Origin of the sequence: Enterobacter cloacae complex sp. 277I4, assembly GCF_050031465.1 — a bacterium.
Classification (GTDB): domain Bacteria; phylum Pseudomonadota; class Gammaproteobacteria; order Enterobacterales; family Enterobacteriaceae; genus Enterobacter; species Enterobacter cloacae.
The window spans coordinates 2085630-2100302 of the sequence record NZ_JBLGWC010000001.1 but is presented as its reverse complement, the minus strand read 5'-3'; the positions used below and the strand labels follow the sequence as shown (position 1 = coordinate 2100302).

General features: G+C 53.1%; 18 protein-coding genes and 1 other annotated feature. Of the genes, 2 read left to right on the top strand and 16 right to left on the bottom strand.

Translation table 11 applies throughout. The annotated features are described in order from the left end of the window. Positions 1–17 precede the first annotated feature (17 nt). The 14 genes from selO to thrS all read right to left on the bottom strand — a co-directional run bounded on the left by selO (position 18) and on the right by thrS (position 12713). Entirely contained in the window at positions 18–1460 is a 1443-nt protein-coding gene (gene selO / locus ACQG19_RS10210) for a protein adenylyltransferase SelO (protein ID WP_048971563.1), read from the bottom strand. A gap of 64 nt (positions 1461–1524) precedes the next feature. Next, positions 1525–2235 (bottom strand): EAL domain-containing protein, encoded by a 711-nt coding sequence (locus ACQG19_RS10205; RefSeq protein ID WP_020688361.1) that lies wholly within the window; start codon positions 2233–2235, stop codon positions 1525–1527. Positions 2236–2528: 293 nt separating this feature from the next. Continuing rightward, positions 2529–2993: a C40 family peptidase gene (locus ACQG19_RS10200; protein WP_023620702.1), complete on the bottom strand. Its 465-nt coding sequence runs from the start codon at positions 2991–2993 to the stop codon at positions 2529–2531. 74 nt (positions 2994–3067) lie between these two features. Further along, the gene (gene btuD, locus ACQG19_RS10195) at positions 3068–3823 is read right to left on the bottom strand and encodes a vitamin B12 ABC transporter ATP-binding protein BtuD (RefSeq protein WP_045902862.1); all 756 of its coding nucleotides are present in this window, start codon (positions 3821–3823) and stop codon (positions 3068–3070) included. Continuing rightward, on the bottom strand, positions 3823–4374 hold the full coding sequence (locus ACQG19_RS10190; protein WP_020688363.1) for a glutathione peroxidase: 552 nt from the start codon (positions 4372–4374) through the stop codon (positions 3823–3825). Before ACQG19_RS10190 ends, btuD begins: the two co-directional genes overlap by 1 nt. A 22-nt stretch (positions 4375–4396) precedes the next feature. Continuing rightward, positions 4397–5377, bottom strand: coding sequence for a vitamin B12 ABC transporter permease BtuC (gene btuC / locus ACQG19_RS10185; protein ID WP_222168296.1), 981 nt, complete (start codon positions 5375–5377; stop codon positions 4397–4399). 103 nt (positions 5378–5480) lie between these two features. Further along, positions 5481–5780 carry an integration host factor subunit alpha gene (gene ihfA, locus ACQG19_RS10180; protein WP_013097001.1) on the bottom strand — a complete coding sequence of 100 codons (300 nt, stop codon included), beginning with the start codon at positions 5778–5780 and terminating at the stop codon, positions 5481–5483. Between the two features lie 4 nt (positions 5781–5784). Then, positions 5785–8172: a phenylalanine--tRNA ligase subunit beta gene (gene pheT, locus ACQG19_RS10175; RefSeq protein WP_222168295.1), complete on the bottom strand. Its 2388-nt coding sequence runs from the start codon at positions 8170–8172 to the stop codon at positions 5785–5787. A gap of 15 nt (positions 8173–8187) precedes the next feature. Next, positions 8188–9171, bottom strand: a complete 984-nt coding sequence (gene pheS, locus ACQG19_RS10170; protein WP_013097003.1) for a phenylalanine--tRNA ligase subunit alpha — start codon at positions 9169–9171, stop codon at positions 8188–8190. A gap of 62 nt (positions 9172–9233) precedes the next feature. Further along, positions 9234–9358, bottom strand: a sequence feature (Phe leader region). Beyond that, positions 9309–9353 (bottom strand): pheST operon leader peptide PheM, encoded by a 45-nt coding sequence (gene pheM, locus ACQG19_RS10165; RefSeq protein WP_001386830.1) that lies wholly within the window; start codon positions 9351–9353, stop codon positions 9309–9311. Its footprint overlaps the feature before it by 45 nt. Positions 9359–9536: 178 nt before the next feature. Beyond that, the gene (rplT, locus tag ACQG19_RS10160) at positions 9537–9893 is read right to left on the bottom strand and encodes a 50S ribosomal protein L20 (RefSeq protein ID WP_000124850.1); all 357 of its coding nucleotides are present in this window, start codon (positions 9891–9893) and stop codon (positions 9537–9539) included. A 50-nt stretch (positions 9894–9943) separates the two neighbouring features. After that, positions 9944–10141: a 50S ribosomal protein L35 gene (rpmI, locus tag ACQG19_RS10155; protein WP_001124225.1), complete on the bottom strand. Its 198-nt coding sequence runs from the start codon at positions 10139–10141 to the stop codon at positions 9944–9946. Between the two features lie 97 nt (positions 10142–10238). Then, positions 10239–10781 (bottom strand): translation initiation factor IF-3, encoded by a 543-nt coding sequence (gene infC, locus ACQG19_RS10150; RefSeq protein WP_023616141.1) that lies wholly within the window; start codon positions 10779–10781, stop codon positions 10239–10241. Positions 10782–10784: 3 nt separating this feature from the next. Then, the gene (gene thrS, locus ACQG19_RS10145) at positions 10785–12713 is read right to left on the bottom strand and encodes a threonine--tRNA ligase (RefSeq protein WP_013097005.1); all 1929 of its coding nucleotides are present in this window, start codon (positions 12711–12713) and stop codon (positions 10785–10787) included. Positions 12714–13007: 294 nt separating this feature from the next. Here thrS and yncL point away from each other — a divergent pair, with 294 nt between their 5' ends. Both yncL and yniD read left to right on the top strand, forming a co-directional pair. Continuing rightward, complete coding sequence (gene yncL, locus ACQG19_RS10140; protein ID WP_071829997.1) at positions 13008–13112, top strand: stress response membrane protein YncL; 105 nt, start codon at positions 13008–13010, stop codon at positions 13110–13112. An 85-nt stretch (positions 13113–13197) separates the two neighbouring features. Continuing rightward, on the top strand, positions 13198–13305 hold the full coding sequence (gene yniD / locus ACQG19_RS10135; RefSeq protein WP_008500658.1) for a small membrane protein YniD: 108 nt from the start codon (positions 13198–13200) through the stop codon (positions 13303–13305). Positions 13306–13412: 107 nt separating this feature from the next. On the opposite strand, the gene ACQG19_RS10130 is transcribed toward yniD, so the two are convergent. Both ACQG19_RS10130 and ACQG19_RS10125 read right to left on the bottom strand, forming a co-directional pair. Then, positions 13413–13622, bottom strand: coding sequence for a hypothetical protein (locus tag ACQG19_RS10130; protein WP_139936859.1), 210 nt, complete (start codon positions 13620–13622; stop codon positions 13413–13415). A gap of 261 nt (positions 13623–13883) precedes the next feature. Then, on the bottom strand, positions 13884–14642 hold the full coding sequence (locus tag ACQG19_RS10125) for a DUF481 domain-containing protein (protein WP_013097007.1): 759 nt from the start codon (positions 14640–14642) through the stop codon (positions 13884–13886). Positions 14643–14673: the final 31 nt, after the last annotated feature.

Genomic DNA, 14673 nt, shown 5'->3' with positions numbered 1-14673 from the left:
GCTTCCCGGCCAAAACATTAGCTTGAGCAGCTGACCTCCAGCCGCTTGCCCCAGTCAGGCGGGCGGCTGACATAATCGTCGTCCCGGTCGGCAAACGGCGTGCGCAACGCTACGTGCAGCCGGTGTAATTCCGCATACTCACCTTGCTCCGCCTGCTCAATCGCCCGCTGCGCCAGCCAGTTGCGCAAGACCATCGCCGGGTTCGCCGCGTTCATCTGCGCCTGCCGGGTCGCGTCATCCACCTGCTCTTGTTGCAGGCGCGCGCGGTAAGTGGCAAACCAGTCGTCAAACGCCTGTCGGTCGATAAACTCATCGCGCAGCGGTGAGGCAGCGCTATGCTGCTCTGTCTGGCCGAGCATACGGAAGGTACGGGTATAGTCGCTGCCCTCACGCGCCATGAGCGCAAACAAGCCATTCAGAATAGCGTTATCGCCCTTCTCCTGCGTCATCAGCCCCAGCTTGTTGCGCATCAGCGTGCCGTATTCGCGCAGCAATGTCTCCTGATAGCCGTCGAGCGCATCATTCAGGGCATCAACGTCGATAAACGGCGACAGGGATTGCGCCAGACGCTGCAGATTCCACAGCCCCACCGCCGGCTGATTGTCAAAGCTGTAGCGCCCCTGATAGTCCGAGTGGTTGCAGATATACCCCGGCTGGTAGTCATCGAGAAAACCAAACGGACCGTAATCAAAGGACAGCCCCAGAATTGACATGTTGTCGGTGTTCATCACGCCATGAGCAAAGCCTACGGACTGCCAGCGGGCAATCATGATTGCCGTGCGGGCAACCACATCGCGGAACCAGAGGTGGTATTTGTCGGCCTCGTCCTGTAACTGCGGCCAGTGCCGTCGGATGGCGTAATCGGCAAGCTGGCGTACTTTTTCCGGCTCGCGGCGATAATAAAAGTGTTCAAAATGGCCGAAACGCAGATGGCTTTGCGCAATGCGCATCAGCATCGCGCCTTTCTCTACCGTTTCGCGAACCACCGGGGTGTCACTGGTCACTATCGTCAGCGCGCGCGTGGTGGGAATACCCAGCGCATGCATCGCTTCCGACGCCAGACTTTCACGAATGGTTGAGCGCAGTACCGCGCGCCCGTCGCCCATGCGTGAATAGGGTGTGAGACCCGCCCCTTTCAGGTGCCAGTCGACCGTCTCTCCGCCGGGAAGCTGTTGTTCGCCGAGCAGGATCCCACGGCCGTCCCCCAGCTGTCCCGCCCAGACGCCAAACTGGTGTCCGCTATAGACCTGAGCGAGGGGCTGCATGCCATCGAGCAGCGTTTCCCCTCCCCAGACGCCCGCGCCGTCTGAAGGCTGGAACATTTCCGGTGGGATAGCCAGGTCGTTCGCCAGCGAATCGTTATGCCAGACAAGACGGGAATGATGTAATGGTGTTGGTTTGAGTGCGGTATAAAAACCCGGCAACTCGTCATGCCAGTGCGCAGTAAAAGACAGGGTCATAAGTCCTCCTGCTTTTAGTGTAGAGGGTTTACCCGGACTTAAACACGGGCGAAAGAAAGGGTTATCACTGAACCAGCGTGGTGACGCGCTCTGCAGTTACGGCAGGCCACAGCGCCCCCTGCATGGCACCAAAGTTGAAGGATAAAACGCGCTGCAACAGGGCATGATCGTCAATACCGGCGACGAGCACAGACTGACAATGTGACGTTATTTGCCACAGAATAGCGCGCATAAAGGGCTCAAAAGAAAGCGCTGCCGCGTGCTGCTGGATAAACCCTTTGTCCAGAATGACACGTTTAAACAAACCATCATAAACGGCTTTAAGCGAGGCTTCACCGGCACCAAAGTTTGCCAGCACCAGCGGAAAATGAATCGCCATTCTCGCCAGTTCAGGATCGTCTTTTCCGTTATTTAAACCTGGATAATTCTCATTAACAGTAAACTCAAGAAACGGATAACGCTCAAGTATTGAAACAGCGTTCCCATTACTTAATAAAAACTCAACTATTACAGGTGTAATATTGATCCATGCAATTAACTGATGCTGAATAAAAAACAGTTTGCAGGTATCAAGCAATTGCAGTTTTTCTTGAAACAACGCTAACTCTTCTGCCGGAGTCAGACGCGGGATAACGAGTTCAGTGGGGATCCGTACATCGCTGCCGACGCCAGTAAAGTTAACCGTCACCTCTAATCCTTTAAGCTCACCGGCATTATTGCGGGCAGGCTGGAGCAACAGTTCAGACTGGTAGGCATTATCTAACGTAATAATCATTGCACTCGCCCCGCATTAAAGATGAGAGAGGACATCCTGGAGCAATTGCTGACACAATTCCACTGTCTTGATTTTAATAAGTTTAATTTCATTAGATCCGTATTAATTTTCAGATTTATCCCTGAATCTAAAATAATCTTATCCTGGTTGCTGCGTAATAGCCAGTTTTAGATAAAACAGACACATAAGGACATAAGTAATTTGTTGTAAATTTAACTTTAATCATCTTATTTGCAAAAAAACGGCATGGTTTAATTGTGCCATGCCGTCAGAAATGCGTGGTCGGTGGCGGACTAAATACGTCGTGCCTGCCAGAAATTTTTACGCCAGTAAACATTATCGAGCGAAGAACGCATCACCCCACGACTGGTCGAGGCATGAATAAACTGGTTATCCGTATCATAAATGCCAACATGCAGACCACTTTCACCCGAGCCGGTTTTGAAAAAAACCAGGTCGCCGGGTAACAACTCATCTTTATCAATTTCGGTACCGATTTCAGCCTGTTTGCGCGTTTCGCGTGGAAGCTGCAAATCAAACTTATCCCGGAACGTCATCAGCACAAAGCCGGAGCAATCCACCCCACCGCGACTCATGCCACCGTAGCGATACGGTGTCCCGCGCCAGTTGCTCAGCTGATCGTTCAGGCTGGCAATCACGGTGATTGAATCTGAAAGTCGTGGGTTAGGCGGCGGTGCGCGATGGCTACTGCATCCCGCAAGAAATAACGCTGCCACCATGAGAAACCAGAATCGCATGTCCAGACGAATCCTCTGCTTTTTTTATTCTTTTCGTAATTTAGCGTGCAATGGCGCTAACAGGCAAGAAACGGTTACTCGTGTGCGGTAGAAATCAGCATCTTATGCCCTTCGATATCCAGCCTGCGGAACGGCATATGGTAAGCACGAGCGAGATTTGGCGGCGTAAGGACGCTATCGCGCGTGCCGCTGGCAATCATCTTCCCGCGCGCCAGAAGCCATACGCTGTGCGCATGGCGCAGCGTATGGTTAAGGTCATGGCTGCTCATCACCACGGCAATGCCTTGTTGACACAGCGCGCTGAGGAGCGTGTCCAGCGCCGCCTGTTGCGCCACGTCCAGACCGCTCATCGGCTCGTCCAGCAACAACAGTCGCCCGTGAGGGTTGCCCGCCGGATGGATCTGAAGGATCACCGCCGCCAGACGGACGCGCTGCCACTCGCCACCGGAAAGCTGGCTGGCATGCCGGGAAAGTTTGTCCTCTAACCCCAACGCTGCCGCCACTTCGGTGAGCAGCGCGGTCTGCTGTTTATCGTGCAGATGCAGCATCAGATAGTGCCAGACCGGCATCGCAAACGGCGGGACCTGCTGCTGAACAAGGTAGCTCCGCCGGTGCGCCAGCGCGACCGCCGACCAGTCACCAAGGGGGCTATCGAGCAAGGTGATCGAGCCTGGCCCGACTGTCAGCCCCGCCATGCGCGCCAGCAGCGTACTCTTCCCTGCCCCGTTCGGCCCCACCAGATGCAGGATTTCACCTGCACGGATGGCCGCCGTCACCGGCTCCAGACGCCCCGTCTCGGCAACGTCCGTGAGCTGCATCAGCTGCGTCATTATTTCGCCAGCGCCAGCTTGATTGACTCCATGACGATAGGATCTTCAGGCGTCATATCCGGAGAAAAACGCTGAACGACCTGGCCGTCACGACCAATCAGGAATTTTTCGAAATTCCACAGGATGTCGTCCGGATAGAGCGGTGCTCGCCCTTTGCTGGCCATACGCTCGTAAAAGCCACTGCCTTCCGGTGCCACGGCGGTCGGCGCGGCGGCCACCAGTTTGGCATACAGCGGGTGACGATTTTCGCCATTCACATCAATTTTGCTGAACATCGGGAACGTCACGCCATAGGTGGTGCTGCAAAACGTTTTGATCTCCTCTTCGCTGCCCGGCTCCTGACCCAGGAACTGATTGCACGGGAAGCCCAGTACGGTAAAGCCGTCTTTCTCCCAGGCTTTCTGAATGTTCTCCAGCTGCTCGTACTGCGGCGTCAGACCACATTTGGAGGCTACGTTCACAATGAGCAACACGTTGCCTTTGTAGCGTTCCAGGGTGGTTTTGTCCCCGTCGATGGTGGTCACTTCGGTATTCAGAATATCAGACTGCATAGCATTTCCTCAGGTTATCGATTTAACGTCCAGCTTTTAATAGTAGCCAGATAAACACCGGCGCGCCCAGCGTGGCGGTGACCACACCGATGGGCAACTCAGCGGCGTTCAGGGCGAGCCTGGCGATGATATCCGCCACCAGCAGCGTTGCCGCACCGGCCACTGCCGAGGCGGGAAGTAAGATTCGATGGTCGGTGATGCCACACAGACGCAGCATGTGCGGGATAACCAGCCCGATAAAGCCAATCGCCCCCGCCAGCGCCACGCTCACTCCCACCAGCCAGCCGATTGCAATCACCAGCGCGTTGCGCCAGACGCCAATCGGCATCCCGAGCTGGCGGGCTGAGGTTTCACCAAGAGCGAGAATATTCAGCGGCTGCGACTGCACGCCCGCCCACAGTATGACCGGGACCAGCAGCACCATCAGCCAGCCCTGCCGCCAGTCTACGCCGCCAAACCCGCCCATCATCCAGTACATCAGCTGACGCAGATCGAACGAGGTGGAGAAGTAGACCGCCCAGGTCATCAACGCGCTGCAGATGATCCCCAACGCAACCCCGGCAAGCAGCAGCCGACTGGTTGATAAATGGCGTCGTGCGAAGCGCAGGAGAATAAGGGTGATCAGCAATGCCCCGAAAATGGCGCTGAGGCTAACGCCCCAGGGGGAAAGCGCCCCACCGCCGAGCATCACCGCGGCAATCAGCCCTACACCGGCGCCATTTGAGACACCGAGCAGCCCCGGCTCTGCCAGAGGGTTTTCAAACAACGCCTGCATAATGGTGCCTGAGAGCGCCAGCGCGGCACCGACCAGGATCACCGCCAGCGTGCGCGGCAGACGAATTTGCCAGACGAAAAGCTGCCCTTCAGGACCAAACCAGCGTGCCGGGCTTAGCCACTGGTCGCCGGCACACAGGCTGAAACCGGCGGCAACAAAAAGCAGCAGCACCAGCAAAAGCAGGCGGCGTCGATCGGAACGCTGTTGGCGATGGGCAAAATCAAGCATGTGTACGGTTTTATTAGCGTGAGATGTAATTGATTTTACGGCGGGTTTGCCAGCGAGAGCAAAGAAAAAAGGCCGCGAAAGCGGCCTTTTTAGTTAGTTCATATTACTCTGTTTTGGGCGTTGCGTTTTCGACACGGCTTTTTAACTTCTGTCCGGGTCTGAAGGTCACCACGCGGCGGGCTGTAATGGGAATATCTTCCCCCGTCTTCGGGTTACGGCCCGGACGTTGGTTTTTGTCTCGCAAATCAAAATTGCCAAAGCCGGAGAGTTTTACCTGCTCACCATTTTCCAGAGCACGACGGATCTCTTCGAAAAACAGCTCTACCAGCTCTTTGGCATCCCGTTTGCTAAGCCCAAGCTTATCAAACAGATATTCTGACATTTCAGCTTTTGTAAGCGCCATAGGTTCAATCCCTCAATGATGCCTGGAATCGCTCTTTTAATGCCTCTACACATTTGGCGACGGTAGCGGCAATCTCCTCTTCTTCGAGTGTACGGCTGGTATCCTGAAGGATAAGGCTGATAGCGAGGCTCTTGAAACCTTCTGCTACGCCCTTGCCGCGGTACACGTCAAATAAGTTTACGCCAACTACCTGATTTACGCCAACTTTCTTACACTCGGCCAAAATATCTGCTGCAGGCACGTTTTCAGCGACCACAACCGCGATATCACGGCGGTTTGCCGGGAAGCGAGAGACGTCCTGCGCCTGTGGAATCACGCGGTCTGCAACCGGACTCCATTCCAGCTCAAACACGATGGTACGGCCGTTCAGGTCCAGTTTACGTTCCAGCTCAGGATGAACAACGCCAATAAAACCAATGCGTTTGCCCGCTAAATAGATAGCCGCACTTTGACCCGGATGGAGCGCCGGAATGGCTTCTGCACGGAATTCAATTTCAGATAATTTACCGGTCAGATCGAGAATTGCTTCCAGATCGCCCTTCATATCGTAGAAATCAACCGTGCCTTTTGCCAGGTCCCAGTGCTCTTCATAGCGATTACCGCTGATGGCGCCAGCCAGCATGAGATCCTGACGGATGCCTAAATTTGCCTGATTATCCGGCACAAAGCGCAAACCGCTTTCGAAAATTCGCACACGGTTTTGCTGACGATTCTGGTTGTAGACAATCGTGCCCAGCAGGCCGGTCCACAGAGACAGGCGCATCGCCGACATCTCGCTGGAGATCGGGCTTGGCAGGATCAGCGCCTCCTGGCCTGGATGGATCAGCTGCTGCAGCTTAGGATCGACAAAGCTGTAGGTGATCACTTCCTGATAACCTTTGTCGTTCAGCATGGTTTTCACACGCTTCAGGGAGAGATCGGCTTCACGGTGGGAGCCCATCACCAGACCGGCCTGTACCGGCTCGTCAGGGATGTTGTTGTAGCCGTAGACGCGGGCCACTTCTTCCACCAGATCTTCTTCAATCTCCATGTCGAAACGCCATGATGGCGCAACGGCTTTCCACTCGTCCTGCCCTTCCGTCACGTCGCAACCCAGACGCTTCAGAATATCGGTGACCTGTGCATCGGCAACGTGGTGGCCAATCAGGCGATCCAATTTGCTGCGACGCAGGGTAATGGTCGCGCGCTTCGGCAGGGTGTCTTCGTTGGTTACATCAATAACCGGGCCCGCTTCGCCGCCGCAGATGTCGATCAGCAGACGGGTCGCACGTTCCATCGCTTTGTACTGCAGCGCCGGGTCAACGCCGCGCTCGTAGCGGTGAGAGGCATCGGTGTGCAGACCATGACGACGCGCACGACCGGTAATAGAGAGCGGGCTGAAGAAGGCACATTCCAGCAGAACGTTTTGCGTTTCATCGTTCACGCCAGAGTGTCCGCCACCGAAGATCCCGCCCATCGCCAGCGCCTTACCGTGATCGGCAATCACCAGCGTGTCGGCATTCAGTTTTGCTTCGCTGCCGTCCAGCAGAACCAGGGTTTCACCCTCTTTCGCCATACGCACGATAATCCCGCCGTCGATACGATCTTTATCGAACGCGTGCATTGGCTGGCCCAGTTCCAGCAGAACATAGTTGGTCACGTCAACAACCGCATCGATAGAACGGATACCGCAGCGACGCAGTTTTTCTTTCATCCACAGCGGGGTTGGCGCTTTGACGTTGATACCTTTCACCACACGACCGAGGTAGCGTGGGCAGGCCTCAGGCGCGTCTACCTGAATAGGCAGGACGTCGCTGATGATAGCAGCAACCGGGACAATCTCCGGCGCGTTCAGTTCGGTCTGGTTCAGCACCGCAACATCGCGGGCCACGCCGATAATCCCTAAGCAATCCGCACGGTTTGGCGTCACGCTGATTTCGATGGTGTTGTCATCGAGCTTCAGGTATTCGCGGATATCGGTGCCGATTGGCGCATCCAGCGGCAGTTCAATAATGCCGTTGTGATCGTCGGAAATACCCAGCTCGGAGAACGAGCACAGCATGCCTTCAGACGGCTCGCCGCGCAGTTTGGCCGCTTTAATTTTGAAATCGCCCGGCAGCACCGCGCCGACAGTCGCCACGGCCACTTTCAGACCCTGACGGCAGTTTGGCGCGCCGCAGACGATATCCAGCAGACGATCGCCACCCACATTAACTTTGGTGACGCGCAATTTGTCAGCGTTAGGGTGCTGACCACATTCAACCACTTCGCCCACGACCACGCCGGTGAAGGCGCCAGAAACCGGCTCTACACCGTCAACTTCCAGACCCGCCATGGTGATCTGGTTGGAAAGCGCTTCGCTGTCCAGCGTGGTGTTCACCCATTCGCGTAACCACAGTTCACTGAATTTCATTGTTCTGTCCTGCCCTTATTTAAACTGTTTGAGGAAACGCAGATCGTTTTCGAAGAATGCACGCAAATCGGTCACGCCATAACGCAGCATGGTCAGACGCTCCATGCCCATCCCAAACGCAAAGCCGGAGTAAACTTCCGGGTCAATACCCACGTTGCGCAGTACGTTCGGATGCACCATGCCGCAGCCCAGCACTTCCAGCCATTTGCCGTTTTTGCCCATCACGTCCACTTCCGCAGACGGTTCGGTGAACGGAAAATAGGACGGACGGAAACGAACCTGCAGATCTTCCTCAAAGAAGTTGTTCAGGAAGTCGTGCAGCGTGCCTTTCAGGTTGGTGAAGCTGATGTTTTTATCAACGATCAGCCCTTCCATCTGGTGGAACATTGGGGTGTGGGTCTGATCGTAATCGTTACGGTAGACGCGGCCCGGTGCAATGATACGGATCGGGGGTTCCTGCTCCTTCATGGTACGGATCTGTACGCCGGAGGTCTGAGTACGCAGCAGACGGGTGGCGTCGAACCAGAAAGTGTCGTGGTCAGCACGTGCCGGATGATGGCCTGGAATGTTCAGAGCGTCGAAGTTATGGTAATCATCTTCGATTTCCGGGCCAGTCGCCACGGTAAAGCCGAGCTCACCGAAGAAACTTTCAATACGATCGATGGTGCGGGTCACCGGATGCAGGCCACCGTTTTCGATACGGCGCCCAGGCAGAGAAACATCGATCGTCTCTGCCGCCAGACGCGCATTCAGCACGGCACTTTCCAGCGCCGCTTTACGCGCGTTCAGAGCCTGTTGAACCTGCTCTTTGGCTTCGTTTATCACCGCACCGGCTGCCGGGCGCTCTTCCGGCGGCAACTCACGCAGGGTAGTCATTTGAAGGGTCAGATGCCCTTTCTTACCCAAATATTCGACGCGGACATTGTCTAACGCGGCAACATCTGAGGCCTGATTAATGGCGGCTGTTGCACTGGCAACCAGCTCTGCGAGATGTGACATGATTTTCCTCATTATGTCGGTACAGACACCGATTTGGTGGACGTATTCTCTCAAATTCAGGCACAAAAAAAGCCTCCATCGGGAGGCTTATCTGGCGCTGTTTTTCGTTTCATCTTTCACGCGCTAGCCTCCTGAAGTCAGGTGCTAAAGTAAAAGAAGAAGCGGAAAATAGCAGCATTCATGCTTGCGTTACCTTGTGTGGTAAAAACCGTTAAGACCTTATTGAAAAGCCTGCACGGATAAAAGTCAATCTTCTGATAAGGTTATACCCTAAATAATTCGGAACGAACGCAGCCAACGCAGGTACAGCTTGAAGTATGGCGGGTATATGAAAAGAGGGAGCCAGGCCCCCTCTCTCAACTGGCTTATGCCAGTGCTGCTTTCGCTTTTTCGACCAGCGCGGTGAACGCGACTTTGTCGAATACTGCGATGTCAGCCAGGATCTTACGGTCGATTTCAACAGAGGCTTTTTTCAGGCCGTTGATGAATTTGCTGTAAGAAATACCGTTCTGACGTGCTGCTGCGTTGATACGCGCAATCCACAGTTGACGGAACTGACGCTTACGCTGACGACGGTCACGGTAAGCGTACTGACCTGCTTTGATAACAGCCTGGAAGGCAACGCGGTATACGCGTGAACGCGCACCGTAGTAGCCTTTAGCTTGTTTCAAAATTTTCTTGTGACGTGCACGTGCAATTACACCACGTTTTACGCGAGCCATGTGTGCTCTCCTGTATCTATTCTAAGTTAAAAAAGTTAAACGTTAACGACTTATGCGTACGGCAGGCACGCGATAACCAGGCCCAGATCGCCTTTAGAAACCATGGCTTTTGGACGCAGGTGACGTTTACGCTTGGTAGCTTTCTTAGTCAGAATGTGACGCAGGTTAGCGTGCTTATGCTTAAAACCACCTTTACCGGTTTTTTTGAAGCGCTTAGCAGCACCGCGTACGGTCTTAATTTTTGGCATTTTAATAACTTCCACTTCGCATTGTTAAATAAACGAAACATAGGCGAGCAAAACCTATGAGGCCCGAAGGCTCCACAGATTTTGCTGCTTGAAGGCCTTACTGTTTCTTCTTAGGAGCGAGCACCATGATCATCTGGCGGCCTTCGATCTTCGTAGGGAAGGATTCGACTACTGCCAGTTCACTCAGATCGTCACGGACGCGGTTAAGCACTTCCATACCAATCTGTTGGTGGGCCATTTCACGACCGCGGAAACGCAGTGTGATCTTGGCCTTATCGCCATCTTCCAGAAAGCGAATCAGGCTGCGGAGTTTTACCTGATAATCGCCATCGTCGGTACCAGGACGGAATTTAATTTCCTTAACCTGGATAACTTTTTGCTTCTTCTTCTGTTCCTTAGAAGACTTACTTTTTTCATAAAGGAACTTGCCGTAGTCCATGATACGACAAACTGGCGGTTCGGCGTTAGGGCTGATTTCAACTAAATCTACTCCAGCTTCTTCAGCTTTTTCGATTGCTTCTCTCAGACTCACAATCCCCAGCTGCTCGCCTTCCAGACCTGTTAAGCGAACTTCCTGGGCGCGAATCTCGCCATTGATACGATTCGGACGTGCCGTTTGAACTCGTTTTCCGCCTTTAATACCTTATTCCTCCAGTTGTTGAAGACTGCGGCTGCGAATCTCTTGTTGCAGCTTCTCAATCACTTCACTTACGTCCAGGCTGCCCAGGTCTTTACCACGGCGGGTGCGAACGGCAACTTTGCCTGCTTCCACCTCTTTATCACCACAGACCAACATATACGGGACACGACGTAAAGTGTGCTCGCGGATTTTAAAGCCAATCTTCTCATTTCTCAAGTCTGCTTTTACGCGAATGCCCGCATTTTGTAGTTTCTGCGTCAATTCTTTAACGTAATCCGCCTGAGAATCGGTAATGTTCATGACCACTACCTGCACCGGCGCAAGCCAGGTTGGGAAGAAGCCCGCGAACTCTTCGGTCAGGATGCCAATGAAGCGCTCCAGAGAACCGAGAATAGCACGGTGAATCATTACAGGGACCTGACGCTCGTTGTCTTCGCCAACATAAGAGGCGCTTAAACGCTGAGGCAGGGAGAAGTCCAGCTGTACTGTGCCGCACTGCCAAGCTCTGTCGAGACAGTCATACAGGGTAAATTCAATTTTCGGACCGTAGAAGGCGCCCTCACCCAGCTGGTATTCAAACGGAATTCCGTTCTCTTCCAGCGCCACGGCGAGATCCGCTTCTGCACGATCCCAGGTCTCATCGCTACCGATACGTTTTTCCGGACGCGTTGAGAGTTTGACCACGATCTTCTCGAAGCCAAAGGTACTGTACATATCGTAGACCATACGAATACAGGCGTTAACTTCATCACGTACCTGATCTTCAGTACAGAAGATATGCGCATCATCCTGCGTAAAGCCACGAACACGCATCAGACCGTGCAGCGCACCTGATGGCTCGTTACGGTGGCAGCTACCGAACTCTGCCATACGCAGCGGCAGATCGCGGTAAGATTTCAGACCCTGGTTAAAGATCTGAACGTGGCCCGGGCAGTTCATTGGCTTGATGCAGTATTCACGGTTCTCAGAAGAGGTGGTGAACATCGCATCTTTGTAGTTGTCCCAGTGGCCGGTTTTTTCCCACAGCACACGGTCCATCATGAACGGACCTTTCACTTCCTGATACTGGTACTCTTTCAGCTTGGAACGCACGAAGGTTTCCAGTTCACGGAAAATAGTCCAGCCGTCGTTATGCCAGAAGACCATACCCGGTGCTTCTTCCTGCATATGGTACAGGTCAAGCTGTTTACCGATTTTACGGTGGTCACGCTTTGCCGCCTCTTCCAGGCGCTGCAGGTAGGCGTTCAGGGCTTTTTTATCTGCCCACGCGGTACCATAAATACGCTGCAACATCTTGTTGTTGCTATCGCCACGCCAGTAGGCGCCAGCAATTTTCATCAGTTTGAAGTGATGGCAGAAGCGCATGTTCGGCACGTGCGGCCCGCGGCACATGTCGATGTATTCCTGGTGATGATACAAGCCAGGCTTGTCATCATGAGCAATGTTCTCATCAAGAATAGAGACTTTATAGCTCTCGCCACGCTTCACGAAGGTTTCACGCGCTTCGTGCCAGCTGACTTTCTTCTTAATGACGTCATAGTTGGTTTCGGCGAGCTCGTGCATACGTTTCTCGAGCGCGTCGATATCTTCCTGGGTCAGGGTGTGGTCAAGGTCAACGTCGTAGTAGAAGCCGTTGTCGATAACCGGGCCGATCGCCATTTTGGTGTTTGGCCACAGCTGTTTGATGGCATGACCTAACAGGTGCGCACAGGAGTGACGAATGATCTCCAGACCTTCTTCATCTTTTGCGGTGATGATAGAGAGTTGCGCGTCGTTTTCGATCAGATCGGATGCATCAACCAGCTCACCGTTCACACGGCCCGCGATGGTCGCTTTCGCGAGTCCAGGACCGATGTCCAGGGCAACATCCATTGGGCTAACGGCGTGGTCGAAATGGCGTTGGCTGCCATCAGGAAGAGTAATTACAGGCATTTTATATCCTTATTTGCAGTGATGCCCCACACATAAGAGCATATACAAAGAAAATAATCATAGTTTAACAAGAGATTACGACACCATCTGACCAACAATCGTCAAATTGGCTCGTCATCCTGCACCTGCCAAAATCAGAATAATGCCGGTTTACGGCAGGCTTTCTAATGGTAACACTAATGACAGGGCGTATGCACCCTCTGCGACCAGTTTGAACGTATGAGGGCACGATCGCCTGCCAGAGCTCGCAATACCCGATTGTTGAGCTATTCTTGAACAGGTCCTGACACAGCCATGAGGCATCACATGAATGTATCCAGTAGAACCGTAGTGATATTGAATATACTTTCTGCTGCCGGTTTAGCGTTGATCCTTGCCGAGAGATTTCATTGGTTCTAGCCCAACCGATGATGTGGCATAACCTTCTGTCCCCGACAGCGAGTATTTTGATAGACTGAAGGCATCAACAGACAAGGATTAGGTTATGCCAACAAAACGATTTGCCGTCAAACACTGGAAAATGGTGCTGGTCTTAATTGCCATCTGCGGTGCAATGCTGCTATTGCGTTGGGCGGCGATGATTTGGGGCTAAGCGGGAATTTGACGCAACGGCGTACAGAATAAAACACGTTATCGATATTCCACCTGTTTTTCGTCAAGGCGAAATACAGGTGGAATAATGGCGTACACAATTACCTGTCAGGACCATTCACCTGCTACCAGTTTATGTACATCAAACGCGTCATTCATTGATTGACCGGTAGACGGCGCGCCCGGCGCGATGTTTGACCCGGCTTCAACGTCAGAAGCGTGAGTCATTACAACCTGACTGGCATCATCTGCAGCGAATACACCAAACGAAAGTGCAGAAAGCACCATGGCTGCAGCAGTATTTTTGATTTTTTTCATACTATTATTCTCTTTCTGAAGACATGCAATACTTCTCAAGGCAAATAAATGCCTGTGTATTGAGTATAACGCTGGTTCATCCTTTTGCCTCGCCTGGTTATTATCAATTTGTGTCAAATAAACAGAATGCGGTCTGGCCAGGATGAATTATGAAGAAAATAAGAAGATTTTTGAGGACCAAGTATTTTAAAACGGCGTTTAATATAAAACAGCACAGTTTCTGAAAATAAAAAACGGGCCGAAATAATCGGCCCGTCTGCATTACATCTTATAGCCCAGTGAAACGGTGGTTCTGCGGTCGGTATGATCCGGCGCAGTCTCTGGAGGCGAAGAGTTCCAGGTCACGTTATAGGCCACTTTCAGGCCAAAGTGTTCGTTGATGTCCACATTCAGCGCTGTCTCAGAGTTCAGCGTTGTGTCCTCGGCGCCAAACACAGAAACACCCTGGGTGAACTTCGTGTTGTCGGTCATCTGCCAGGCGTAGGTGCCAGACGCATAGCCGAGCGGTTGCGTTTTGGTATCGCCGTCGGTGAACTCGTCATAACGGACACCCGGACCGAATTCGAAGCGGAAGCTATGAACCGGACCGTTCAGGAACTGACGACCATAACCTGCGGTGAACACATCGCGTTGACGATAGCCGTTGTAGCGGTCAGTCAGCCAGCTTGCCTGGCCAAACAGGTAGTCATAGTCAGTCATGTTGTAACGGCTACGTCCACCTACCGCGTATTTCTCGGAGGAGCGTTCATCGTTAGCGGAGGTGTTGCTGGCGTTTCCCCACAGAGACCAGGCGGTGGTGTTACCGTACCAGGTCAACGTGCTATCCGCCGTCAGAGAGGAGCTTTTCGTGTTACCGGATTGCGCCAGGTACCCGGCGTTCAAATTACCTTCAAAAGGTTTTTTCGCCGCGGTGGGATCGTCCATGACAGTAAAAACGGAATCATCAGCGGTTGCGCTCATAGCCGCAAACACGCCACCCGCCAGCATCAGTGCAGCGGGCACTGTCTTCAAAAGCTTCATTTTATTAAGGAGTCCGTACAACAAAAAAAGA

Coding starts and splice junctions, on each gene's coding strand:
- btuC (WP_222168296.1), bottom strand. CDS start 5,377: ATGCTTGATTTTGCCCATCGCCAACAGCGTTCCGATCGACGCCGCCTG.
- ACQG19_RS10130 (WP_139936859.1), bottom strand. CDS start 13,622: ATGAAAAAAATCAAAAATACTGCTGCAGCCATGGTGCTTTCTGCACTT.
- selO (WP_048971563.1), bottom strand. CDS start 1,460: ATGACCCTGTCTTTTACTGCGCACTGGCATGACGAGTTGCCGGGTTTT.
- pheS (WP_013097003.1), bottom strand. CDS start 9,171: ATGTCACATCTCGCAGAGCTGGTTGCCAGTGCAACAGCCGCCATTAAT.
- yncL (WP_071829997.1), top strand. CDS start 13,008: ATGAGGCATCACATGAATGTATCCAGTAGAACCGTAGTGATATTGAAT.
- yniD (WP_008500658.1), top strand. CDS start 13,198: ATGCCAACAAAACGATTTGCCGTCAAACACTGGAAAATGGTGCTGGTC.
- thrS (WP_013097005.1), bottom strand. CDS start 12,713: ATGCCTGTAATTACTCTTCCTGATGGCAGCCAACGCCATTTCGACCAC.
- ACQG19_RS10190 (WP_020688363.1), bottom strand. CDS start 4,374: ATGCAGTCTGATATTCTGAATACCGAAGTGACCACCATCGACGGGGAC.
- ACQG19_RS10125 (WP_013097007.1), bottom strand. CDS start 14,642: ATGAAGCTTTTGAAGACAGTGCCCGCTGCACTGATGCTGGCGGGTGGC.
- ihfA (WP_013097001.1), bottom strand. CDS start 5,780: ATGGCGCTTACAAAAGCTGAAATGTCAGAATATCTGTTTGATAAGCTT.
- rplT (WP_000124850.1), bottom strand. CDS start 9,893: ATGGCTCGCGTAAAACGTGGTGTAATTGCACGTGCACGTCACAAGAAA.
- pheT (WP_222168295.1), bottom strand. CDS start 8,172: ATGAAATTCAGTGAACTGTGGTTACGCGAATGGGTGAACACCACGCTG.
- ACQG19_RS10205 (WP_020688361.1), bottom strand. CDS start 2,235: ATGATTATTACGTTAGATAATGCCTACCAGTCTGAACTGTTGCTCCAG.
- rpmI (WP_001124225.1), bottom strand. CDS start 10,141: ATGCCAAAAATTAAGACCGTACGCGGTGCTGCTAAGCGCTTCAAAAAA.
- btuD (WP_045902862.1), bottom strand. CDS start 3,823: ATGACGCAGCTGATGCAGCTCACGGACGTTGCCGAGACGGGGCGTCTG.
- ACQG19_RS10200 (WP_023620702.1), bottom strand. CDS start 2,993: ATGCGATTCTGGTTTCTCATGGTGGCAGCGTTATTTCTTGCGGGATGC.